This is a genomic window from Mediterraneibacter gnavus ATCC 29149 (genome assembly GCF_008121495.1).
Taxonomy (GTDB): domain Bacteria; phylum Bacillota; class Clostridia; order Lachnospirales; family Lachnospiraceae; genus Mediterraneibacter; species Mediterraneibacter gnavus.
On sequence record NZ_CP043051.1, the window covers coordinates 1,614,056 to 1,639,079 of the forward strand.

Here is a 25,024-nt window from a genome sequence, read left to right on the forward strand (position 1 = left end):
TGTTACACCTCTGTGATTCGTTTTAAAATTTCCTGTGCATAAAGTGTGTGCCTGCTTTCGTATTCTTTCTTGAGTGCAAGTACACAACTGTCGTTTGATTCTGCCTGCTGATCTAAGAGAGTCTGCGTATCTGCTTCCAGAGCTTCCCGGATTTTTTGCAGATGTGCCTGTGTCTCTTGTTCCAGATCCAGATCAAACTGCTTTCGCTTTTCTTCATATTCTTTATCCAGGACGGATTTTTGAAGTTCCGCATGTTCTGCGATCGCAGATGCGGCAGATTCGATCTCCGTCAATTTGTTAATAATAGACTCCATAAAAAGCCCCCTTTTTAGTCAGAATATATAATACACTATCATACACCTTTTGGCTGAAAAAACAATCACTTTGTCGATTATTTTATGATTTTTCATAAAAATTCATATGAAAATAATCAAAATAGTCATATTTGTCTGTTTTCTGGAATATATAGTTTGTACAAAACTATGAAAAAATAAAGTGCAAAAAGCAATATATTACATAAAAATAACAATAAAACACTAGAAAACAGGGGGTGTGGTAAAATATAATAAAAATGATAAGTATATTGTGGAAAAACTATTCTTTTCACAGTATAAATTTGGGGCAAAACAAGGAGGAATACTATGAAGAAAGGAAAAAAAGGCCTTGCATTGGCAATGACACTGGCAGTCACAATGACTTCTGTGCCAACAGCTTTTGCGCTGGATGGCAATGCACAGCCGACAAAGCAGCCGGATAATCAGTTGGGTCAGAGAGATACAAAAGCGATTTCCTACAAGTATACAAAGCTGGATCAGGCACCAATGAAGGAAAGTGTGCAGGCAAGCTCTGAGAATACGCCGATGCAATGGAGTGAAGGCCCGGCAAATCTGGCATTTGATGGGGATGTTAATACAGGATGGCATACCGATTATAACACACATCAAGGTCCGTATACGATAGAATGGAATTTGGGCGGAACCTATAAGATTGGAAAAGTGGAATATACTAGAAAGAAGACAGGAGCTGCCGGAATCTGGAAAGAAATTAAAATTGAAGTGAAAAATGGAGAAACTGGCAGTTGGCAGACTGCATATAATGGTACAATTGCAGAGACTGCAGATGGAGCAAGTACTGATATTACATTTGAACCAGTCGATGCAAGTGATGTAAAAGTTACGGTAGTAAAAAGTTATGATAATCCAGAAGGAAAATATGCTTCTGCCGGAGAAATCAATGTTTACTCTGCAACAAAAGAAGTGACTCTGGTAAATCCGATTAAAATCTTACCGGAAGAGGGTAAGACCACCACGATGAAAGAAGGCGAGACTCAGCAGTTCCGATATGAGTTGACGCAGGAAGCTGAAGAAGCGGGCGGAACCGTAAAATGGAGAGTTCAGGACAGTAGTATTCTGAAGGTGGATGAGAACGGTTTTGTGACAGCAGTTAGTGCTGGAAAAGGAAAAGTATCAGCCAATTATAAATTGGGAAATACAACCTATAATACATACATCGACGTTACTGTAGAAAAAGTAGAGACAGAATGCACGATTAGCCTGAACGGAACACAGTACAAAGGAATGAGTCTTCAGGAAGTTGTAGAACAATCAAAATTAACAGAATTAACGAGCGTAAAATTTGAGAGCGGTGTGATTCGTGATGCAGATTTTGATTATTTGAAAAAGTTCAATCGTCTTCAGTGGACATTGAAAGAATTCAGTATTGGTGACGATGTCAAATTACGGGGACTCAGTGGAGATGCCATTCCATTGAATGCTTTTTATGCATCGTATCCGGGATATAACATAGAAAAAGTATATCTTGGAAAAAATGTAAAAGGAATGGGAATGAATGCATTCGGAATGTGCAGAAGCTTAATCAGTTTTGAAGCACCTGGTCTGGAAGAAATGCATACTACTGCTTTGAACCGAGTGAATGGATTGGCGGAATTAAACCTGCCGTCATTAAAAGTAGTGAATGGTCCATTGTTTGGTAATATGAGCAATAGTACGACAGAAACAGTAAAACTTCCGGCTGTTACAGAGCTTGATGATGATGCGTTTAAATATTTAGGAGCATTAAAGACGCTGGAATTAGGCGCAACACCTCCGTCGTTGAGTATTTCTGCCGGTGAGTTGAAATTTGCAAAAGGTGTCGTAGATAATCTGAAACTTGTGATTCCGGAAGGTGCGTTAGATGCATATAAGGCAAGTCCTGGATATAATGCAGAGCAGAATACATGGTATGGAATCAAACTTTCAGAACCTCAGGAAGAAGTTCATATCAATGCAACGATCAACGGAACAGCTGTTGACGGTGCGAGCCTGGAAAAAGCAGTTGAAAAATCTGGTGTAGCTGTGGATGCGGTGACTTCCTTGACAATCAATTCCGGAAAAGTAACACAGGAAGATCTGGCTTATTTGAAGAGCATTTCAAGACTTGAAACATTCGAAATGAATGTTGGAGACAATCTGCAGTTGATCGGAATGGATGGACAGCCTACAACTGTATTAAGTAAAGATACCGCAGTGATTGAATTTGCACCTAAACGTGCCGGAAGCAGCCGCGCAGATATGACAACACTCACATTGGGCGGTATTACAGAAATTTACAATGGAGGATTAAAAGCATATGACTCTATTGAAACGATTCATATGCCAGATGTTGTTACAGTAGGAGCAAGTGCTTTTGGCTTGGGAGCATGGTTAGAGACATTAGATCTGTCCAGTGCAAAGACAATTGGAGCTAATGCATTTAATGGATGTAAGCGTTTGGAAAGTCTGACAATGAATGCAGTCGAGACACTGGGAGAAGGATCCTTTAAATACACAGATGCGCTTGATAGCCTGACACTTCCTGCTACGATTAAAAATATTGAAGATATTCGATTTGGAATTTGTAAAAATGGAAATAAGAGCGGTGCTAAAATTACAATTTTGGCAACAACTCCACCGACTGTTGACAGTGCGGCATTTACCGGTGTATCTAGTGTGACACGGCCGGCTACTGTGACAGTACCTCAGGGAGCGCTTGCTGCATATGTAGCTCAGGTAAATCCAAAGGCTGATGTAGCGAAAGTACTGAAGAGACAGGATATCAATTGGAATTCGTTGTATTTAAGAGAAGAAGGCTCTTCTTTGGTGGAATATAAGGCAAAATGTGGCACATGGGCAGATCAGTATGCATATGTAGCAACAGGCCAGACGATCACAGCAGATAAGTTGGCGGCTCTGCATAAAGATGATCAGAAGAACTTGAAAGAAAACGAAGAACTTAAAGGCTGGAATACAAAGAAAGATGGTTCCGGTGATATGGTGACAGCAGAAACGGTTGTATCAGAAGAAATGACCGTTTATCCGGTGATCGGAGAAAAAGCAGAAGAGATTCATATCACTGCAAAAGTAAATGGCGGAGAGTCTCTCGGTGGAGAAACTCTTGCAAAAGTAGTAGAAAAAGCAAATACGACAGCAGAAGGAGTTACATCTCTGGTGATTGAGTCCGGAAAAGTAACCCAGGACGATCTTGCAACATTGAAGAGTATGACAAGACTGACAAATCTGGAAATGAATCTGGACGGAGATCTGGAGCTGATTGGTGCAGAAGGAACAGCAACGACAGTATTACCGGCTGAGTTATTCATAAAATCCAGTCTGGAGACAGTTTCCTTGGCAGGATTTACAGAGATTGGAGAAAGCGCTTTTAAGGATACAAAATATCTGGAAAGTGTCACCATTCCGAATGTGACAGTGATTGGAGCCGGAGCATTTGCAAATACAGCGAGACTTGAGAGTATTGAACTTCCTGCAGTGACAGAAATTGGCGCAAGTGCATTTGCAAGAGCTCAGAAATTAGAGACAGTAACAATGCCAAGTGTTGTGACGATCGGAGCGTCAGCATTCGAACATACATTGGTAGAGGATGTAACACTCCCTGCTACGATCACAAGTATTGGATCCAGGGCATTTGTTGGTAAACCAAATGGTAAGAGAGAACTGCATATTACGATTGAAACAGCAACACCACCGACAATTGATGGTTCTTTTGCAACACATGCCGATGCTTATGTGAAAGTTCCAGACGGTTCTCTTGGAGCATATTTGCCGAATCTGGATCTGAGCAAACCATTTAAAAATTCAGGAGATACAAAATGGGGCGGACTTCGCGTGATTGATAATGCGCAGAAACTGCTGACTTATCATGGAGTGAACAGCTGGGATAAGATGTACGCATATGTGGTAAGCGGTACAGCGATCACAGAGAGCAGATTCCCGACTACATTTGAAAATGGAGACAAGATCTTAAGTGGATGGAATACATCAAAAGACGGAACAGGAACACCGGTGGATGCCAACACAGTTGTAACAGAAGATATGACGCTGTATGCACAGTGGAGCGAACCGGCAGTGGATCTGGATGTTGCCGTATCTTATTCAAATGTGGATGAAGCAGGCGAAACAATCTGGACAAATCAGGATGTGACCGTGACTCTGACAGCAAACGAACCTGTTCAGGATATTGAAGGATGGACTCGCGTATCCGATACCGTGCTGACAAAAGCTTACAGCCAGAATGGAACCTATAGCGTTACGGTAGTTTCCAATGACAATCAGCAGAAAGAAGTGACCTACACGGTAGCAGGCATTGACAAACAGGCTCCGAATGTAAGCGTCAAAGGCGAAGGAAATGGAGATCGTTTCCGCAAGATCACAGGAATCGCAGTGCACGATACAGAAGGTGTCAAAGAACTGAAGGTCAATGATACAGTTACAGAGATCAACAGCAAGTACAAATACCTGACAGACATCGAAAAAATCGGTGTAAAAGAAGGAGAAAATACAGCAGTTGTTGTAGATCAGGCAGGAAATGAAAAGACAGTGACATTCCACTATGATACCGTTGCTCCGACATTCCAGTGGATCGTGGACAACAGTAAACTGGAACAGTCCAAAGAAGTACGTCTTGAGACAAGCGAAGAGATCCAGCTTCCGGGTGAAGGATGGTCTCTGAAAGGCCAGGAAAACGGAACTTATGTCTATGTGAAGACCTTTACAGCAAACTGGAAAGACAAAGCATTTACAGTGACAGACCTTGCAGGCAATGTATCAGAACCGCAGTTTGTAGAAGTAAAACGCATCGACAATACAAAACCGGCAGTGGTAGAACTGACACAGGATATCACAGACTGGACCAAGAAAGATGTAACTGTGACGATCAAGACCTCTGTAGACTGTGCAACACCGGAAGGATGGAAGAAAGTCAATAAGAGAACCTTCACAAAAGTATTTACTGCAAGTGGAGAATACAGCGTTACCCTGACAAGTGCAACAGGAGTGACAGGAGATGCGTATGTATTTAGCATTACAAACATTGACAAAGAAGCACCGGTGATTGATTATGCAGCCATTGAAGCAGCAAAGGGATATAAGAGAGAGATCCCGTTGAATGAGGGAGAAGAGTACACAGAAGAACAGCTGACAGAGATGTTCACAAAACCGGAGTGGGTAAAAGATAATTCCGGCACAGCAGCATTTAAAGTAGACAAATGGGGTCTGGAACACGGTCTGGATGGATATCAGCCATTTACATCCAAGACACCTGGTGAATATAAAGTTCGCTTCTATGCATACGATGCAGCTGGAAACAACAGCAGTTTTGATGTTTATGTGAAAGTATTAGAGCCGGAAGTAGAAGAACGCACGACAACAGTAAATTATACGGTATTTATTGACGGCCGTGTTCGTACCGGACAGTGGACACATACAGGAACTGAGACGGGAGAATTTAGATTTGATCTGTCTATGGTAAAAAATCTGCCGGCAAGCTATGAACTGGAAGAGGGAGAAGAAGGATATCGGATGCTGCAGTATGGTGATATGACTTCGGTAACGTTCTACCTTACAATAAAATAAAGAGCAGAGTTTTTAGATTCTGTAAACAGTTTTAAATCCGCCTGAGCAAACGAGGGAAAATAAAATCTCCGTCTGGTCAGGCGGAAATTTTGTATAGAAAAAAATATTTATAAGAATTTTATTTTGGTATATTCTGGTTTTCTGCTATAATATAATGGTCCGTTGAAAGGACATTTGATTCAGGGGATACAGAAGGGAGTATAAGAGATGAGATTACGTAATATTCCGCGTGCGGAAGGGACAATACAGAGTCATCAGGCAGCAATCAAGCGTCCGGAAGATCAGAAAGGATGCTGGAAGCAGGTGTTTGGAAATGAGAATCCGATCTACATAGAGATCGGCATGGGAAAAGGTCGTTTTCTGTTAAATATGGCAAAGCAATATCCGAATGTCAATTTTATCGGGATTGAGAGATATTCCAGTGTATTATTGCGTGCACTGGAAAAGTATGACACAGAAGAGTTTCAGGAACTGACAAATATCCGGTTTGTTTGCATGGATGCAAAAGAACTTTCGGAAGTGTTTGCAAAAGGAGAAGTGGAGCGGATTTATTTGAATTTTTCCGATCCATGGCCGAAGGCACGACATGCAAAGAGAAGACTGACTTCTACAGAATTTTTTGCCCGTTATGACAAGATCCTTGCAGAAGACGGGACAGTGGAGTTTAAGACGGATAACACAGAGCTGTTTAATTTTTCGCTGGAGCAGATCAGAGAATATGGATGGACAGTACTCAGCTATACATACGACTTGCATCATCATGAAGAGATGAATAAAGGAAATATTATGACAGAGTATGAAGAAAAGTTTTCTGCAAAAGGGAATCCGATCAATAAACTGATCGCAGGAAGAGGTACAGAAACACCGACAGAGTAAATTCACACCTTTCTCCATGCTGCATACAATAAAAGTGAGGAATACCCACAGTTGGAGAGCGGGCGATGGGGTGGAAAAGAAGCTGGAAAGAGAAACTGCGTCAGAAAATGTACTGCCAGGCAGAACTAAACAGACAAATATTATGTATAAAACGCTCATTAGAAGAAGTATGTGCGATACTCAATACAGGATGTTGCCGTAAATAATAAAAGTAAAAAGAGTAGGTGTTTGAGATGAAGATCAGAGTAACTGCGAAAAATTATCCACAGGAAGTACTGAGGTCTGAGACACCGGTTCTGGTAGAGTTCTTTGCTGTATGGTGCGGAAAATGCGCTATGATGGAAGATGTGCTGGATGAAATTGCGAAGGAATACGATGGACGTGTGAAGGTGTGTCAGATAGAGATTGAAGAATCAGCAGTTCTGGCAGCAGAATTTGAAGTAGGGATTGTTCCTGCGTTTGTGGTGTTCCGCGATGGAAAACCGGTGAATTATGCCAATGGTGTACTTGCGAAAGATGTTTTGATCAGAATGCTGGAAATCTGAAAAACAGCTTTCGGATGGAGAGAAATTCCTTTCAATCCGGAAGCTGTTGTGTATAATGATGAGAAAATTAAAAAAATTACAAAAAAATAAAAAAATACTTGATTTTTTATAAAGAGTAATATATAATAATTCTTGCGTTACAGATTAAGTAACAACATAAGGATGCGCGATTAGCTCAGTTGGTAGAGCACCTGACTCTTAATCAGGGTGTCCAGGGTTCGAACCCCTGATCGCGCACTTAGAAATCACTGTTTTTGCAGACCAGAAGCTGCGGGGGCGGTGGTTTTTTGTGCGTATTTTTAAGATGGTTCAGTCTTTTCATTATTTTGCCGGAGGTAAGTGTAAGCAACAAAAGTACCATATTTTTTGAGTATTATTTCGGATCTTGAAAATATAATGAGGATATCGGTCTGAATGAACTTGCGGATGGACAAGGCAAAAGGTCTGCTCAAAAAAGGATACAAAGTATACGAAGTAAGTGAAATGGTAGGATACAATAATCATCGCTATTTCACAGATATTTTTAAAAAGTATACAGGCGAGACGCCAAAAAACTACCAGGATCATGTGTATCATCAGGATGCAGAATGAAAAAAAGTTGTTTTTCGTGAAGAAATAGAGAAAAACATTTTGTGTTTTCGTGAAAAAAGTGCTGTATACATTTCTGTTTTTCGTGATATAATAAAGAAAAGCACGGAAAAAAGGGGGATGTATATGGTTTTTAAGCGTAAAGTATACGATAAGCTTTTGGAATGGAAAAAATTATCGGCCGGGGCATCGGCAGTGTTGCTTGAGGGGGCAAGGCGTATTGGAAAAAGTACGATCGTAGAAGAATTTGCGAAAAATGAATATGATGATTATATGATCCTTGATTTTGCAAGAGAGAATAAAGATGTGCGAAATAATTTTATTGAAAATATGGATGATCTGGACAGCTTTTTTCGGAATTTGTTTTTGTTAAAAGGAAAAAGCCTGAATGGAAAAAATTGTGTGATTATTTTTGATGAAGTACAGTTGTTCCCGTATGCAAGACAGGCAATTAAATATTTGGTGGCAGACGGAAGATATGAATATATAGAAACGGGATCCCTGATTTCTATTAGAAAAAATGTAAAAGACATTTTGATTCCGTCAGAAGAATATAGAATAAAGATGTATCCCATGGATTTTGAGGAATATTTATGGGCATTGAACGATACTGTGACGATTCCGGCAATCACAGAAGCATTTCAAAAGCGAAGAGCGCTTGGAGATGCGATCCACAGAAAGATTATGAAAACATTTCGTACTTATATGGTGGTCGGCGGAATGCCACAGGCAGTGGAGGCATTGGTCAGTGGAAAAACTTTTGCACAGATTGATTTTGTAAAGCGCAATATTTTGAGCCTTTATGAAGAAGATCTGTCAAAATATGATAATGAAAACAGAGAAAAAGCTTCTGTGATATATAAGACGCTTCCGGAACAGTTGGAAAATAAAAACTCTCATTTTAAATTTTCTCTTTTGGATAAGAATGCCAGATATCAAAACTATGTAGATGCAGTTAGTTTTATTGCAGAATCAATGATCGGAAATGAATGTATCAATGTAACGAAGCCGGAGGTTTCATTAGAATTGTTTGCGGATAGGAGTAATTTCAAGTTGTATATGGGGGATACCGGACTTTTGGTAACACAGGTTATGAAGAATCGAGATGATTCCGATGAAGATCTGTATAAATCTCTGATCGTTGGAAATTTAGGGATCAATCAGGGGATGATTCTGGAAAATATGGTGGCTCAGATGCTGCGTGCATCCGGGCACGATTTGTATTTTCATGAGTATCTGTACAGACCGGAAGGCTCATCGAGAGAAAAGAAATATGAGATAGATTTCATGACCGTGAAAAAGAAAAAGATATGTCCGATCGAAGTAAAGTCATCGGGGTATACATCGCATAAATCATTTGATTATTTAATTCGAAAATATCAGTTGAAAATGGAAGACAGATATATCATTTATACGAAAGATCTGAAATACCAGGATGGGATTTTGTATCTGCCGATTTATATGACGATGTTGATTTAGGAAAAGGTCGGTTTCTAAAAGATCCCCAAACGATATTTGCAAACCAATAATCTGAACAAAGTGTTGCAAATTTAGATGGGGATCATCCAGTTATATAAAAAAGATATTGCCAAATATGATCCAAATGAGAATTTAAATGAGCATTTTAAATTTTCAATATATGAACACAGCTTTATCTGGTTAAAAGAAGCAGGAGTTGCGTTACCTGTATTCTGTGCGCAGGAACCAAGAATCCCATTGCTACTGTCAAAGGCGACGAATATGTTTAAATTATTTTTGTCTGATGTGGGATGCTGAAAAAGCAGAGATTACCGGAAGATTATATTTACCAGATGGATCTGAGCATCCTGCAGGATGACTGATGTTTTCACTCCATCTTTCCACGTGACCCCGCGCAGAGGGAAGGGCGGCTTACACCGTCCCCCTCTTCACAAGCATAGTAGACACCTCTGTCTTTGTCGGAGGATGTCCGGGTGTATTTAAAAGATCGATGAGTTTTTGCGCAGCAGCTTCTCCCATATACTGTTTCGGGACATGGATGGTTGTCAGTGCGGGCTCAACGACGCTACCAAGAGGGAGGTTGTCGAATCCGACGATACCGATATCCTGCGGGATCCGATATCCGCTTTCTTTTAAGGCTTTCATGGCGCCTACTGCAATCAGATCGTTGTCTGCAAAGTAGCAAGAGGCCAGTTCTTCTCCATTTTTGATCAGTTCCAGCATGTCGGTATATGCCCCTTCCATGGAAGGGGTCAGGCTGTGGACGATCGAGCGGGAGGAGGACATACCAGCCGCGCGCACTGCCTTGTAAAAACCTGAGGAACGCTCTGCAAAGTTGCTGATCTGGTAGGCGGATCTAAGATAACCGGGCTGTGTTTTACAAGTCCGGATCAGGTGTCTGGCTGCCAGATATGCACCCTGCACATTGTTGATCAGAACGCAGTTACAGGGAACTGTCTCAAAATAAGCATCCAGAAGGACAACCGGGATCGGAAGATTTAAAAACGGTTTCAGATCTCCGGCTTCCATTTCTGTTCCAAGCAGAATAATTCCTGCACAGTCAGAATACTGAATTTCTTCAATCTGTTTCGTGATCGTATCCTCATCTTCATAAATATAGCTGATCTTCAGACGATAGTCATTCTTTTTGCATCCCTGTGAAATTCCCTCGGAAACCTGAGAGAAAAACGGGGTATCTGCAACAACTGTTCCATGTTTTTTATAGATAACAAAATAAATCGCCCCGGAAGTGGTATGTTTTTCCGCGATCCGGGAAAAATCATATCCATATTTTTCTGCGGCATCCAGGACGAGCTGCCGTGTTGCAGTGCTGACTCCTGGTTTGTGGTTCAGTGCCATGGAGACAGCGGCGGCAGAAAGATTTAATTTTCTTGCAAGTTCCTTTGCTGTAATTCCCATATATGATCCTTTCGAATTGTTGTTTTGTGTTCTGAATTTATTATGAACCAGATACAAAGAAAAAACAATAATTAAGTTAATAATTAAGTGAAAAATACTTAATTATTGGATGAAATTGAGTTTCTGCGAAGCTATACTGAAGTTAGAAAACAACAAGAAAATCCTTGAAAGAAAAAGCAAAATACACAAATACAAAGGGTATGTGAAAGGAGACTGAATCATGAAAAAAATCAAGCTGGGATTTGCACCCACAAGAAGAAGTATTTTCAGCGCACCGGATGCGGTTAAGTACAGAGGGCTGACAGCACAGAGACTAAAAGAGTTGGGTGTGGACTTTGTGGACATCACAGACATCAACGAAGAAGGACTTCTGTATGATGACAAAGATGTCGATAAAATCGTAGAAAAATTCAAAAAGGAAGGTGTGGATGGTCTGATGCTCCCACACTGTAATTTCGGTACAGAATACGTCTGTGCAAGACTGGCAAAGAAACTGGATGTTCCGGTGCTTTTGTGGGGACCGCTGGATGAGAGACCGGAGCCAAACGGTGTGAGACTGCGCGACACACAGTGCGGACTGTTTGCAACAGGAAAGGTGCTCAGAAGATTTCAGATTCCATTTACATATCTGACAAACTGCAGATTAAACGATCCGGTTTTTGAACGTGGAGTCAAAGATTTTCTTGCAGTATGTAATGTCGTAAAAACATTTAAAAATATCCGGATTCTTCAGATTTCAACACGTCCGTTTGACTTCTGGACGACAATGTGCAATGAAGGAGAATTGCTCGAAAAATTTAATATTCAGCTGGCGCCGGTTCCGATGACAGAGCTGACAGAAGAAGTAAAAACAGTTCGTGAAGACAAAGAAAAAATGGAGCAGATGATCGCTTACATCAAGGATACCATGGTTATCAAGATCAAAGAAGAGGAAGTAGAAATGGTAGCAGCTCTGGCTCTGGCAATGAAGAGTCTGGTAGAGAAATATGGATGTCAGGCAGCTGCGATCCAGTGTTGGAATGCGCTTCAGACAGAAATCGGAATTATGCCATGTGCAGCAAATGCGATTCTCAATGAACAGGGCATTCCGGTAGTCTGTGAAACCGATATTCACGGAGCAGTGACCGCACTTCTGGCAGAAGCTGCGGGAATGGATGAAAAGAGAGGATTTTTCGCAGACTGGACGATCCGTCATCCTGACATTGAAAACGGAGAACTGCTGCAGCACTGCGGGCCATGGCCGATGTCGGTTGCACAGGAAAAACCGGAACTGACGTATCCGCTGGCATTCGAGCATCCGGGAAGTCTGACTGCAGAAGCAAAACACGGAGAAGTGACACTGTGCCGCTTCGATGGAGACAATGGAGAATATTCACTTCTTCTTGGAAACGCAAAAGGTGTGGACGGACCGAAAGGAATGGGAACATATCTCTGGGTAGAAGTGGAAAACATCAAACGTCTGGAAGCCAAGATTGTAGAAGGACCGTATATTCACCACTGTGTCGGTATTCACAAAAATGTAGTTCCGGTACTGTATGAGGCATGTAAATATATCGGCGTGAAACCGGATCTCTATGATCCGATCGAGGAAGACGTAAAAGCATATCTGCGCGGTGAGTGAGAGAAAGGAAGGTAAGATATGAATTTAAAAGCATTGGCTTATCAGCTTAGAAGAGACACCATAGACATTATCTGTGCCGGAAAGGCAGGGCATATCGGCGGTGACATGAGCGTGATGGAAGTTCTGGTAGAGCTGTATTTTGATCAGATGAACATTGACGCAAAAAATCCAGAAGATCCGGACAGAGATCTGTTTGTACTCAGTAAGGGTCATTCTATGGAGGCATACTATGCAGTGCTTTCGGAAAAAGGATTTCTGGATAAAGAAGATGTCCTGAAAAATTTCAGCAAATTTGGTTCTAAATATATTGGCCATCCGAATAATAAACTGCCGGGTATCGAGATGAATTCCGGTTCTCTGGGACATGGACTTCCGGTCTGCGTAGGAATGGCAAAGGCAGCCAAAATGGATCACAAAGACCGCCGCGTGTATGTAGTCATGGGAGATGGAGAGCTGGCGGAAGGGTCTGTCTGGGAAGGCGCCATGGCAGCACATCAGTATCAGTTGGATAATCTGTGCGCAGTGATAGACCGTAATCGTCTTCAGATTTCCGGAAACACAGAAGATGTGATGGGACACGATGATTTGCATGAACGTTTCAGAAGCTTTGGGTGGCATGTGATCGATGTAAAAGACGGAAATGATATCGATGAACTGCACGCTGCATTCGAAGAGGCAAAGCGTGTGAAGGGGAAACCAACGGTACTGATCGCCAATACGGTGAAAGGAAAAGGTTCTTCTATTATGGAAAATAAAGCAAACTGGCATCATAAAGTTCCGACACAGGAAGAGTATGATATCATTATGAAAGACTTAAAAACTGCAGAGGAGGCGTTGTCATAATGGGAAAAACAGCAAATAAACAGATAATCTGTGAAGTATTGATGGAAGCTGCAAAAGAAGATAAAGATATTGTTGCGCTCTGCAGTGATTCCAGAGGAAGTGGATCTTTTACACCATTTGCAGATACGTATCCGGAACAATTCGTGGAAACCGGAATTGCAGAACAGAATCTGGTCAGTATTGCAGCCGGACTTGCAAAATGTGGAAAGAAATCTTATGCGGTTTCACCGGCATGCTTCCTTTCTACAAGAAGCTATGAGCAGTGTAAAGTGGATGTTGCATATTCCAACACGAATGTAAAACTGATCGGAATCAGTGGCGGGGTCAGCTACGGTGCTCTGGGGATGAGTCATCATTCCGCGCAGGATATTGCGGCAATGAGTGCGATTCCGAATATGCGCGTTTATATTCCAAGTGATCATCTGCAAACGAGAGAACTGACAAAAGCGTTGTTAAAAGATGAAAAACCGGCGTACATCCGTGTGGGAAGAAATGCAGTAGATCCGACTTACGAGGAAGATAATGTACCATTTGAAATGGATCATGCGACAGTTGTGACAGAAGGAAATACAAATGGAAACGACGTAGCGATCATCGCCTGCGGAGAAATGGTAAAACCAGCCAAAGATGCAGCCAGGCTTTTAAAAGCAGAAGGAATTTCAGCGTCCGTTCTGGATATGTACTGCATCAAACCACTGGATGAGGAAGCAATCGTGCGCATGGCAGGAAATGCAAAAGCAGTCCTTACAGTAGAAGAGCATGCACCGTTTGGAGGACTTGGTTCTATGGTGGCACAGGTAACAGGAAGAGAATGCCCGAAAAAAGTAGTAAATATGTCTCTTCCGGATGCACCGGTTATCACAGGAACTTCAAAAGAAGTATTTGATTATTACGGCCTGAATGCAGAAGGTATTGCGAACAAGGCAAAAGAAATCCTGAAATAGGGGACAGGAGAGAGGACATGGCAGAGAGCTATATTATCAGTATTGATCAGAGTACGCAGGGAACAAAAGCGCTGCTTTTTGATCAGGACGGCATGCTGCTTCAGAGAAAAGATCTCCCGCATAAGCAGATGATCAATGAAAAAGGATGGGTTTCTCATGATCCGGAAGAAATTTACCAGAATGCCGTACAGGTGGTGAAAAATCTGGTAGAGGCGTCCGGGATTTCAAAGGAGAGCGTCAAAGGAATCGGAATCAGCAATCAGAGAGAAACTTCTCTTGTCTGGGAAAAAGAGACCGGAAAAGCAATCGCGCACGCTGTTGTCTGGCAATGTGCAAGGGCCGCTGAAATCTGCCGCCGTGTGGAGAAAACAGGGGCGGCAGAGATGATCCGGAAAAAGACAGGGCTTGCGCTTTCGCCGTATTTTCCGGCTTCGAAACTGGCATGGCTGAAAGAAAATGTAGAAGGTGCAGAAGCACTGGCAAAGAAACATGCGCTGTGTTTCGGAACAATCGATACCTGGCTTGTATACCGGATGACACATGGAACGTCTTATAAAACGGATTACTCCAACGCATCCCGCACCCAGTTGTTTGATATTTTTGAGCAGAGATGGGATGAAGAAATCTGTCAGTTATTTGGACTGGATGCACAGGATCTGGCAGAAGTATGTGATTCGGACAGCTGTTTCGGAGAGACAGATCTGGATGGATTTTTTGAAAAACCAGTTCCGATCCACAGTGTACTGGGAGATTCCCATGGAGCATTGTTTGGGCAGGGGTGTCTGGAAAAAGGAATGATCAAGTCCACGTATGGAACCGGATCATCTATTATGATGAATATCGGGGAGACACCGGTGCTGAGCACGCACGGTGTAGTAACTTCTCTTGCATGGGGAATGCAGGGGAAAATCAACTATGTGCTGGAAGGAAATATCAACTACACGGGAGCAGTCATTACATGGCTCAAGGATGATATGGAACTGATTCAGTCGCCGGCAGAGACGGAAGAACTCTGCAGAAAGGCAGAAGCAGACGACAGTCTGTATTTTGTTCCGGCATTTACAGGACTTGGAGCTCCGTACTGGAACAGTGAAGCGAAGGGCGCTTTAATCGGCATTACAAGAACGACAAGAAAGGCGGAAATGGTGTGCGCAGGAGTAGAATGTATCGCATACCAGATTGCAGATGTGGTAAATGCGATGAGTCAGGATGCAAAAACCGAGATTCAGGAGCTACGAGTGGACGGTGGTCCGACCAGAAATCAGTATCTGATGCAGTTCCAGAGCGATATCCTGAATCGAAAGGTGCTTGTGCCGGATGCAGAAGAGCTCTCCGGGATTGGAGCTGCTTATGCAGCCGGAAGAGGACTGGGGCTGTATGGAGATGAAGTGTTTACGCGTCTGAAACGTCAGGAATATGCGCCGAAGATGTGTGAAGAAATAAGAGTGCGAAAGTACAATGGATGGAAAGACGCTGTAAAAAGCGTATTAAAGTAAATGCTTGCGAACTTCAGAAGGTGTGTATGCAGTAAATCGTAATAAATATGGGAAATTCGGATTTCATTGACGTATTGAAGAAACGAAATTCCCATATTTTTTTGAAGAATCGGCAGAAGTGCTCTTTGAAAAAGTCAATATCGACTTAAAATAAGTTAAAAAGGCTCTAGTATCTTTGGAAAATACACCATATAATATACTTGTAAAGAGAAAAAGAGATAAAAAAGGATTAGGTGAGGAATATGAACAATACAGTAGTATTGAAAGACAGAGCATATGTCGAGAAGAAGCAGAGTAAGAAAACATGGATGGACAGAGTGAAAAAATATTTTCAGGAAAACAGAGAAACGATCATAGCAGGACTTCTCTCTATGAATGGTGATGTAAATGCGTATCGCATGTTGGAGTGGAAAGATAAATAATGGAATATACAGTTGGCAAATAATGCTCCGGGGTCGAGAGAGACTTACGGAGTTTTTTAATGGTTTTATTTAGGGATAAAGGAATTGTTTTTCATTGGCTGATGTCGTATAATAGCACAAAATGTAGTAATCTGAAGGGGTGGAGTGTATGGAAAAGGATATGACCGTTGGGAATCCAACGAAGATGATACTGAATTTTACGATTCCTCTTTTTATAGGAAATGTATTTCAGCAATTGTATAATATGGCAGATACAATCATCGTCGGAAAATTTGTAGGGGCAAATGCGTTGGCGGCAGTAGGGTCTACAGGAACGATCATGTTTTTGATCATTGGTTTTCTGCAAGGGATGACTGCCGGATTTACAGTGCCTACTGCACAGAAATTCGGAGCCGGAGATATGAGATCCGTTAGAAAAACAGTAGGTTCAGCTGCGATCCTGTCGCTCATCGTGTCAGCGATCATGACTGTGATCAGCATGGTGGGAATGAGATGGTTGCTTCATTTTATGAATACGCCGGATAATATTTTTGACGATGCTTATCGGTATATTATGGTGATCTGTGCAGGGATTTTTGCGCAGGTGTTATATAATCTGCTGGCAAGTATTCTGCGTGCGCTGGGAAACAGCAAGACACCGCTTTATTTTCTGATCCTGGCTGCGGTTTTGAATATTATTCTGGATCTGGTATTTATTATTGTGTTCCATATGGGAGCGGCAGGCGCGGCTTATGCAACTGTGATCGCACAGGGCATCTCAGGAGTGTTATGTCTGGTTTATATCATCAGAAAGGTTCCGATTTTAAGACTTACAAAAGAAGACTGGAAATTGGATGGAACATTGGTGAAGATCCAGTTTGGAATTGGATTTCCGATGGCGTTTCAATATTCCATCACGGCGATCGGCGCGATGATGATGCAGTCTTCTCTGAATATCCTGGGTTCCGTGGCGATTGCAGGATTTACGGCAGCCAGCAAGATCGAGCAGCTGGTAACACAGGCGTATGTGGCGCTGGGAACGACGATGGCAACTTATTGTGCCCAGAATATGGGGGCAGGAAAGATTCTCAGGATCCGACAGGGATTTAAAAGCGCGACATGGATGGGCTTTGCATATGCCGTTGTGACGGGGATATTTGTGATGTTTGCAGGCAAATATCTGACGCCATTATTTCTGTCAGAAAATCTGGGGCAGATCATGGGATATGTGGATATTTATCTGAAATGTGTCGGACTGTTTTTTATTCCGCTTACTGTGGTGAATGTGTATCGAAATGGAATCCAGGGCATGGGATTTGGAATTCTTCCAATGATGGCCGGGGTGGCAGAACTGATCGGAAGAGGTGTAGTTGCCATCGGGGCGGCACACTATAAAAGTTATGTGGGAGTATGTCTGGCAAGTCCTGCGGCATGGGTGCTGGCAGGCGGGCTGCTGCTTGTGATGTATTTTCATATCATGAAGAGGTACACGGAGGATTTGAGCGGCCAGAAGTAGAAAGAATTACGAAAGAGGAAAAAGATGCGCGGCAAAAGAGAAAGAACCAAAACAGTAAAGTATATATGGAGCGGACTTTTATTTCTGGCGGTCAGTGGCATTTTGACACTGATCGCAAGAATCAGTCTGTCATTTTCGGAATGGTATTCTACTTATATTTACAAAGGCCTGGTGTCTGTGATCGGGCGGTTGTTTGGGAAAGTTCCATTTTCGTTTGTGGAGCTGAGTCTTTATGTTGTGATTTTTTTGATGATTGGAACTGGAATCCATGCAGCTTTCGAGTCCAGGAAGGCAGGAAGAAAAGCAATTTGGCAATGGCTTGCGGGATTGTTTTTGGGCGGCTGTATTATGCTGTTTGTATTTGTGATCAACTGCGGCATCAATTATCATAGAGAATCTTTTTCGGAAAAATCCGGGCTCAAAATACAGACGTATTCGGTGAAAGACTTGCAAGCAACCTGTCAATGGCTGACAGAAGAGGTCAATCGTCTGAGTACACAGGTAGAGAGAACTGAAAACGGAGAGCTGCAGCTGCCGGAGGAGATACGACAAGAAGCAGTCCGGTCCATGCAGGCACTTGGCAGGCAGTATCCTGCGCTTCAGGGATATTATCCGAATCCCAAGCCGGTGCTGGTTTCAGAAATCCTGTCATATCAGAAACTGATGGGAATTTATGCGCCATTTACGATCGAGGCAAATTATAATCAGGATATGCCGTCATATGATTTTCCGTTTACCATGTGTCATGAATTGTCTCACTTACGAGGATTTATGCAGGAGGAAGAAGCCAATTTTATTTCATTTCTGGCATGCAGGGAGTCAGACATGACAGAATTTCAGTACAGTGGAACGCTGTCTGCGTGGGAGTACGCCATGAATGCTCTATACAGGGCAGATCCAAAAGTGTGGCAGGAAGTAAGAGAAGGTCTGAGCAAAGCGGCAGAACCGGATTTGCGGGCAGACGATCAGTTTTGGTCAGAATATGATGGGAGCGTGGCAGAAGTGGCGAATATGGTGAATGACACGTATCTGAAAGCAAATGGACAAAAGCAGGGTGTCAAAAGTTACGGGAAAATGACGGATCTGTTGGTTGCTTATGATCAGAGTCTTTGAAAAGAGTGAAAAAGTGATTTGAAAATGGAATATTTTGGGTTTAGGAACATAGAATAGAAGTGTAGAAAAAGTAAAAGAAAAAAAGAAGGTGGATTCCAAAAACAACTTGAACTAAAAAAGTTCAAGTTGTTTTTTTTGTGCATAATGCACAAAGAGGAAGGAGAGGAAAATGACAAACCGAGAGTTGTTCAGAGTAAGCAAAAAGAGATTATGTGAATTAACCAGTCAGTATTACGAGCCGGTAACATTGAAAGAGGTAGCATATGAAAAAGTTTCCAAGCACTTTGGATATTTTCTATTTTTTATGAATCAAAATCAGCATGAGGTAAAAGTGTATTTTGACAGGTATAGAGATACAAATATCCTTCGGATTGAGTGTAGGCAAGAAGCTTTTGAGAAAATGTATCATCCATCTGATCAAGAACTTATAACCTTCGGATTGATTAGAAAAGAAAAGTATGAGCAACTCTGCAGATGTGCATAAGGGGGGAAAAGCATGTATGATCGGGCGAAAGAACAACAAAAAGAAATTGCAACAATAAAGGAGAGAACCATACACCTGAATCTTTCAGATGCAGATTGCAAGAGAATCTCAACGTATGCAGCCAAAGCAAATATCACAGTATCACAATTACTGGAAAGTTTTATCGGAGATCTGGTAAATGGGACGTATACCAATGGAAGTGATGAAAGAGATTATGCCCAAGAATGGTTTGAACGCTGTGGTTATGGCATGAATTCTGAGAAAACATTTTTAAGGTATATATTGGAAGAAGGGGCTGATATGGAGTTTTTGCTGAATGGTTTAGAAGGTATAAAGAAAAGTAAAGAACTGATACAAATGCTAACAGAGGAGTTACAAAAAGAAATTGACCGTCAGCGAGAAAATCCTGAATATCAATACGAATGGGCAGAAGAGGATAAAGAATGTATTCGAACGGAGCAGGAAGAGTTGGATGCAGCGATTCTGTCTGTGAAAGAGTGGTGGGAAGAGTATCAGGCATGGAAAAAGCAAAAAAACTGGTGGGATGTTGGAGAAGATACTGCGGAACGAACATTTGATGAAGAACTGACAATCATCCAGGAATGGTGGAATACATACCGAAGTCTTTTAGGAACTGAAACAGAATAAGTAAGATGTTCCGAAATTCGGAACATAAGATATGAGGAGAAAATACATGATAAAAATTTTATACGAAGACAGAAAAATTATTGAAGAAATGTACAATAGTCAGATGCCGATTAACAGGATTGCGGACAGGATAAATGTTGCCAGATCTACACTTTATCGAGAATTGCGAAGAGGAGGGGTGACAGAGCCATCCGATTTGTATTCTGCTGATTTGGCACAGAAGAATACGAAACAGAGGAAATGGTTTTGAACAGTAAACGGTAGAAGTGAGAGAAAGTCGGAGTGTCAGGCAAATGAAGATAAGCGAGGAACGGATTAAATGGGTATTACGTGATTATGAGGGTGTTCTGAAATACTGTGATGCCAGGTATGCGAATTATCGTAGAAGTTATATCTGTGAGAAACAGGAACTGCAAAATTTTGTACTGCCAAAGATAGACTTTGAACCACGGAGCAGTAGTGGAGGGGACAAGCGAGATTTATCGGATTTATATGAAAGTTGGACGGAACGCCAGAAGAAGTTTCAAAAGGAACTGATCAATCTGATGTTTGAAGTCGAAAAAGAGCGAGAGGAAATACATCGTATCTGGCTGTGTTTTCAGATGCTGCCTAAAAAAGAATATGAAATTTTGCAAAAGCTGTATGTAGACCACCGTCCTTACAAAGAAGTAGAACTGGACAGTGGGATCAGTCATCGAGCCTTTGAAAGGATCAGAAAACATGCAGTCGAATTGATCCAGAAAGCCTATGAAAGCAAATGGAAAAAAGAAAAGTTGTTGGTTTATGCAAAAAATGAAAAAGAGCACAGACAGCAGAAGATAGAAGAGGAACCCTATCAGCAGATGGACTTATCCAGTTTTATAGATACGGGGAAGAATCATGTTCCGGATTTCGGAACAAATAAAGGATAAAAGAAAGGATGTTCCGAAATTCGGAACAAAAGGTGAAGAGCATGAAACGATTTGTGATCGGAAATTTAAAGGGCGGCGTTGGGAAAACAACAACAGCGGTGAATCTGGCATACAGTATGGCAAAGTTAGGCAAAAAGGTTTTAGTTTTGGATGCAGATCCTCAAACCAATCTGACCCCGTTTTTTATCAAAGTAAACGCAAACGGACACACGATCAAAACAGTGCTGCAACATCCAAACCTGGTGCGCAGTGCCATTTACCGGACACGATATGCAAACATCGACATCATTAAAGGGAGTACAGATTTAGTAGAAAATGATGCATATGATACCAATGCTCTTTTGAAGGCACTGATGCAGATTCAGGATCGATATGACGTTTGCATTATGGATACCAGACCGGCCATGGAATTGATTACGACAAGCGCACTTTATGCGGCAGATGTCCTGATCACGCCGGTTTGTCTGGATAAATTTTGTCGGGACAACCTCCTTCTGGTAGAAGATAAATACCATCATTTACAAGAACAGGGGGTGGGCGTAGAATGGAAGATCTTTGCAAATAAAGTGGAAAATAAGCGGGCACAGAAGCATACCTACATCGACATGGTGGAACGGCATTGCTGGCCGTTTATGGAAACCTGTATCAGTAAGGGGGCTGTTGTGGAAAATGCACTGGAATACTATAAGCCAGTTATGAAGCACCGTTCCAAAAGTCAGGTGGCACTTGATTTTATGGATCTGGCCATGGAGTTACAGGAGGTGTAAGGGATGGCAAAGATCAGTAATATTTTCAAAGAAGAAACAAAAAAAGCAGACTTACATCCCAAGAGAGTTACCCATTGGATTCATTATACCAAGCTGAAAGATAACCCTGCCCAGTACCGTTATGGAAAAACGATGCAGGAGCGGGAAGAACTAAAAGGGGAAGTCCGCAGGAAAGAGGAAGCCCTGGCGGATCTGATTGAAGCGGATGGGGAAGTGATACAGGATCTTCTGGTTAGAAAAATTGACACCGATGAATATGAAATCATTGCCGGACATCATCGAAGAAACGCCTGTAAGATTCTAGTGGAAGAACGGAATCAGGAAAGTTATGCCATGCTTCCCTGTATCATTCGGAACCTTTCAGATGTACGGTCTGAATTTACCTGCTATTCCTCCAATGGATATGCAGCAAAAACGGATTATGAAATTATGTGTGAACTGGAAGGAATGAGTCATCTGTTGAGGACTTATCCGGAAGAATTTCCGAATCTTCCAGCGGGAAGGCTTGCAGATAAGTTGGCAGCGCAGCTGCAGATGTCCAAAAGCACAATTGGAGAATATCGGACGATCGCAAATAATCTGGGAGAAAAGGGGATGCAGGCCTTTCAGGCAGGGAAATTGAAAAAGAGTGCAGCTGTGGAACTGGCAACCTTACCGGAAGAAGAACAGGAAGAACTCTTAAAACAAGGGATTGTAAATCACAAAGAAATTAAAGTCTACAAAAAAAGTAAGGACATTCCGAAATTCGGAACAATGGAACTTCCACTCCTGCAGTTTGAAACCGAACAGGAATGGAAAGATTTCTTACTGCAATATCCAAGCTGGACAGTTGTAAACAAAAATAAAATGACAGAAGAAACTCTTTATGAATACAGACTGGTCAATGGAACAAGGATTTTGGTACGGGAGTTTCCTTATACATCCGGAGAGGAAACCATTTCCTGTCAGGAGTGGTATCTGTGGAGATCAGAAATCCGGCATTTCCGGAATGCACGAGTAAGGCTGGAAGATGTTATAGATTATATGCAAAATGAAAATGAGTGAAGTAATGCTGTTCCGAAATTCGGAACAACAAAATAAGAAGAAATGGAAAGGGAGAATATATGAAGCTTGGTGCAACCATGGTATTTGCGTTAGTTATAGCGTTTTTTGCGGCTCATTCATTTACATCATTGTTTGAGCAAGAATATAAACTCACTTTTAGGCGATCAGTGATTCTATTTTGTGGATTATTTGTATTACTCTTTCTGTTAATTAGTTTGGCACTTTTGTTTTTAACGGAATAGTATTGTTAATATTTTAGATGCAATTACCACAACAGCAATAAAAAGCCAGGTTTAAAAGAACTAGAAATTTTATGATTTGTTAGAGAAAAGATGAAGTAGGCACAAGTAATACTGTTCCGAATTTCGGAACAGCAACAGAATAAGGAGAAAAAAATGAGAGATCCATTGTACCTTTATGGAGATGAACCGTATGAGGAGAATGAAAATGTAATACTGATTCCAAAGGAACTGGTATTTACAGAAGCATTTGCAAAGCTACCCGGAGACGCACAGATCTTATATTTTGTAATGTTGGAGTATCTGAATGATGCAGAAGAGAAAGGATGGATTGATGAAGAAGGAAAGCTCTATATTGAGTTTCCAATCCAGGAGATTATGAATCTGCTCCATTGCAGCGAAAGAAAAGCAATCCGGTTATTGGAAGAATTGGATGAACAAAAGGGGCTGGGGTTAATCAAGAAAAAAACACAGGGTGGCAAGAAACCAAACAGGCTGTATTTAAAGCCACTTGCAAAGGTGTTAAAAGAACTGAAAGAAAAGTAATGTTCCGAAATTCGGAACGGAACAGGAGCAGATATGGGGAAACTATCAAAGTACACGAGAAAAAGACTTTTCAAATTATTGGTAGCAATAGGGATGTTCGGTCTGATGGCAGTATGGGATCGTGTAATCCCACAAGATACAGCATGGAAACTGGCGGTCAGTATGCTGTTAGGTGGTGCGGGTCTTTTTATAAGTATCCGGCTTTTGAGCAAGCCTGACGTACAAGAGAAACAACAGGGAAGAGAGGAATAAGGCATGAAACGACGACTGTATTATTATGGGGAAGATGTTCTGAGTAAATCTTTTTTGATTTTGCCAAAGGAACTGGTATTTACCAAAAGTTTGGCAAATATGTCTGCAAAATCTAAGATTTTATATTGTGTGCTCAGGGAGCGTTTGATGTTGTCTGCAAGAAATAACTGGACAGACGAAAATGGAAGAATCTATATCATCTATTCCATCGAAAAAATAGCAGAAGATCTGTTTTACAGCAGGGCAACAATCATGCGTATGATGGACGAACTAGAGCACCTTGGACTGATAGAAAGACGGAAGCAAGGACTTGGAAAACCCAATTTAGTGTATCTTTGCAATTCTGAGACTATCGCAGAATTATTGTCCGGAGCAGACATTGAGATTGAGGAATGGGAACAGGGAGAAACAGAACATCGATTGACCTGTCAGATTTGCAACCCAGAACATACAGCTATCGAAGAAGTGACAGAAACAGTGGAAACACAGGAAGAACCAGTTATTTTGGATGTGACCTGTCAGATTTGCAACCCGGAGGAAAGTAGAATAGAACAGCAAGAACAGATAGAATCCGAAGATCGTGCAACCGATCAGCAGTATCAAAACTGGCAGTCCCAAAACCAAAATGACCCGATGACCTGCCAGATTTGCAACTTCCAGAAGTATCAGGATTGCAACTCTAATAATACTGAGTATAAAAAGAATAATAGATATAAACATCTATCTATCATGTATACAGTAAATCATTCAAGAGTACAGGATCGATGGATGGATCGAGACTGTGTAGAAGCATTTTTCCGGAAGAAGTGGGAATATGATGTTTTGCTGCAGGACGGAGCAGATGCAGACTTGTTGTCAGTACTGCTTGCTGTAGCAGTGGACACGTGCAGCCGAAGGAGTACCACAATTCATCGATTTGGGAGACGGGAATATACAACAGCAGAACTGCGGGCACAATTTTCCAAACTGACCATGTCACATATCCAATATGTGTTATATTCCCTGGGGCAGACTACCACCCGGATCCACAATATCCGAGCCTATCTTCTGACCAGTCTGTATAATGCGCCGGATACCATGACCTTTTATTACAGCCGGAAAGTCTACGAAGATTTGGGGTATCAGCCGGTTTCAAATTTTGGAAACCATGATCAATCAGATTCGTTCCGAATTTCGGAACATAGACTTTTTTCTAGGAGTGTAATCAGGGAACAGTATGCGTGGAGGTGAAAAGGATGAAATGTCCATTTTGTGGATCCGACAGAGGGTATTACCAGATCGAAAGAGCACATAGAGCTTTACTGTTTAATTTTGACGGTAAACCAATCGGGGGAACAGAAGATGTTACAGATTATGCAGGACGCAGGAAACTAATTAACGCTTAAT

Annotated in this window: 23 protein-coding genes and 1 tRNA gene; 22 read left to right on the forward strand and 2 right to left on the reverse strand. The window is 41.7% G+C overall.

What is annotated here, in order from left to right; translation table 11 throughout:
• Positions 1 to 2 precede the first annotated feature (2 nt).
• A complete protein-coding gene (locus FXV78_RS07840; protein ID WP_004843881.1) occupies positions 3 to 314 on the reverse strand; it encodes a hypothetical protein in 312 nt (103 codons plus the stop codon).
• 327 nt (positions 315 to 641) lie between these two features.
• On the opposite strand from FXV78_RS07840, the gene FXV78_RS07845 reads away from it, so the two are divergent.
• From FXV78_RS07845 to FXV78_RS07870, 6 genes are all read left to right on the forward strand, one after another.
• The gene (locus FXV78_RS07845) at positions 642 to 5,906 is read left to right on the forward strand and encodes a leucine-rich repeat protein (RefSeq protein ID WP_023924152.1); all 5,265 of its coding nucleotides are present in this window, start codon (positions 642 to 644) and stop codon (positions 5,904 to 5,906) included.
• Positions 5,907 to 6,113: 207 nt separating this feature from the next.
• Entirely contained in the window at positions 6,114 to 6,782 is a 669-nt protein-coding gene (trmB, locus tag FXV78_RS07850; protein WP_004843247.1) for a tRNA (guanosine(46)-N7)-methyltransferase TrmB, read from the forward strand.
• Between the two features lie 233 nt (positions 6,783 to 7,015).
• A complete protein-coding gene (locus tag FXV78_RS07855; RefSeq protein ID WP_004843244.1) occupies positions 7,016 to 7,327 on the forward strand; it encodes a thioredoxin family protein in 312 nt (103 codons plus the stop codon).
• Positions 7,328 to 7,491: 164 nt separating this feature from the next.
• Positions 7,492 to 7,564: transfer RNA gene (locus FXV78_RS07860), tRNA-Lys, on the forward strand.
• A 177-nt stretch (positions 7,565 to 7,741) separates the two neighbouring features.
• Positions 7,742 to 7,918 (forward strand): helix-turn-helix domain-containing protein, encoded by a 177-nt coding sequence (locus FXV78_RS07865; RefSeq protein ID WP_004843242.1) that lies wholly within the window; start codon positions 7,742 to 7,744, stop codon positions 7,916 to 7,918.
• A 123-nt stretch (positions 7,919 to 8,041) separates the two neighbouring features.
• On the forward strand, positions 8,042 to 9,394 hold the full coding sequence (locus FXV78_RS07870; protein WP_023924153.1) for an ATP-binding protein: 1,353 nt from the start codon (positions 8,042 to 8,044) through the stop codon (positions 9,392 to 9,394).
• A 411-nt stretch (positions 9,395 to 9,805) separates the two neighbouring features.
• Here FXV78_RS07870 and FXV78_RS07880 read toward each other — a convergent pair whose 3' ends face one another.
• On the reverse strand, positions 9,806 to 10,813 hold the full coding sequence (locus tag FXV78_RS07880; protein ID WP_004843238.1) for a LacI family DNA-binding transcriptional regulator: 1,008 nt from the start codon (positions 10,811 to 10,813) through the stop codon (positions 9,806 to 9,808).
• A 220-nt stretch (positions 10,814 to 11,033) separates the two neighbouring features.
• Here FXV78_RS07880 and FXV78_RS07885 point away from each other — a divergent pair, with 220 nt between their 5' ends.
• The 16 genes from FXV78_RS07885 (at position 11,034) to FXV78_RS07965 (ending at position 25,023) form a co-directional block, all read left to right on the forward strand.
• Positions 11,034 to 12,434 carry an L-fucose/L-arabinose isomerase family protein gene (locus FXV78_RS07885; protein WP_004843237.1) on the forward strand — a complete coding sequence of 467 codons (1,401 nt, stop codon included), beginning with the start codon at positions 11,034 to 11,036 and terminating at the stop codon, positions 12,432 to 12,434.
• An 18-nt stretch (positions 12,435 to 12,452) separates the two neighbouring features.
• The gene (locus FXV78_RS07890) at positions 12,453 to 13,277 is read left to right on the forward strand and encodes a transketolase (RefSeq protein ID WP_004843236.1); all 825 of its coding nucleotides are present in this window, start codon (positions 12,453 to 12,455) and stop codon (positions 13,275 to 13,277) included.
• A complete protein-coding gene (locus tag FXV78_RS07895; protein WP_004843235.1) occupies positions 13,277 to 14,221 on the forward strand; it encodes a transketolase family protein in 945 nt (314 codons plus the stop codon). The genes FXV78_RS07890 and FXV78_RS07895 overlap by 1 nt, the downstream gene beginning before the upstream one ends.
• A 17-nt stretch (positions 14,222 to 14,238) precedes the next feature.
• On the forward strand, positions 14,239 to 15,717 hold the full coding sequence (locus tag FXV78_RS07900) for an FGGY-family carbohydrate kinase (RefSeq protein WP_004843234.1): 1,479 nt from the start codon (positions 14,239 to 14,241) through the stop codon (positions 15,715 to 15,717).
• 242 nt (positions 15,718 to 15,959) lie between these two features.
• Complete coding sequence (locus tag FXV78_RS07910; RefSeq protein ID WP_004843233.1) at positions 15,960 to 16,139, forward strand: hypothetical protein; 180 nt, start codon at positions 15,960 to 15,962, stop codon at positions 16,137 to 16,139.
• A gap of 148 nt (positions 16,140 to 16,287) precedes the next feature.
• Positions 16,288 to 17,634, forward strand: a complete 1,347-nt coding sequence (locus FXV78_RS07915; protein ID WP_004843232.1) for an MATE family efflux transporter — start codon at positions 16,288 to 16,290, stop codon at positions 17,632 to 17,634.
• A 24-nt stretch (positions 17,635 to 17,658) separates the two neighbouring features.
• Positions 17,659 to 18,747 (forward strand): DUF3810 domain-containing protein, encoded by a 1,089-nt coding sequence (locus FXV78_RS07920; protein WP_004843231.1) that lies wholly within the window; start codon positions 17,659 to 17,661, stop codon positions 18,745 to 18,747.
• Between the two features lie 496 nt (positions 18,748 to 19,243).
• Positions 19,244 to 19,879 carry a hypothetical protein gene (locus FXV78_RS07925; protein ID WP_004843229.1) on the forward strand — a complete coding sequence of 212 codons (636 nt, stop codon included), beginning with the start codon at positions 19,244 to 19,246 and terminating at the stop codon, positions 19,877 to 19,879.
• 46 nt (positions 19,880 to 19,925) lie between these two features.
• Positions 19,926 to 20,129: a helix-turn-helix domain-containing protein gene (locus FXV78_RS07930; protein ID WP_022037585.1), complete on the forward strand. Its 204-nt coding sequence runs from the start codon at positions 19,926 to 19,928 to the stop codon at positions 20,127 to 20,129.
• 43 nt (positions 20,130 to 20,172) lie between these two features.
• Positions 20,173 to 20,790 carry a sigma-70 RNA polymerase sigma factor region 4 domain-containing protein gene (locus tag FXV78_RS07935; RefSeq protein ID WP_004843227.1) on the forward strand — a complete coding sequence of 206 codons (618 nt, stop codon included), beginning with the start codon at positions 20,173 to 20,175 and terminating at the stop codon, positions 20,788 to 20,790.
• 41 nt (positions 20,791 to 20,831) lie between these two features.
• Entirely contained in the window at positions 20,832 to 21,557 is a 726-nt protein-coding gene (locus FXV78_RS07940; protein WP_039959794.1) for a ParA family protein, read from the forward strand.
• Between the two features lie 3 nt (positions 21,558 to 21,560).
• On the forward strand, positions 21,561 to 22,601 hold the full coding sequence (locus tag FXV78_RS07945) for a ParB/RepB/Spo0J family partition protein (RefSeq protein WP_004843225.1): 1,041 nt from the start codon (positions 21,561 to 21,563) through the stop codon (positions 22,599 to 22,601).
• A 395-nt stretch (positions 22,602 to 22,996) separates the two neighbouring features.
• Positions 22,997 to 23,386, forward strand: coding sequence for a replication initiator protein A (locus FXV78_RS07950; RefSeq protein WP_004843223.1), 390 nt, complete (start codon positions 22,997 to 22,999; stop codon positions 23,384 to 23,386).
• Between the two features lie 33 nt (positions 23,387 to 23,419).
• Complete coding sequence (locus FXV78_RS07955) at positions 23,420 to 23,638, forward strand: hypothetical protein (RefSeq protein WP_004843222.1); 219 nt, start codon at positions 23,420 to 23,422, stop codon at positions 23,636 to 23,638.
• Between the two features lie 3 nt (positions 23,639 to 23,641).
• On the forward strand, positions 23,642 to 24,868 hold the full coding sequence (locus FXV78_RS07960; protein ID WP_004843221.1) for a replication initiator protein A: 1,227 nt from the start codon (positions 23,642 to 23,644) through the stop codon (positions 24,866 to 24,868).
• Between the two features lie 5 nt (positions 24,869 to 24,873).
• A complete protein-coding gene (locus FXV78_RS07965) occupies positions 24,874 to 25,023 on the forward strand; it encodes a hypothetical protein (RefSeq protein ID WP_004843220.1) in 150 nt (49 codons plus the stop codon).
• The last annotated feature ends 1 nt before the right edge of the window (position 25,024 follow it).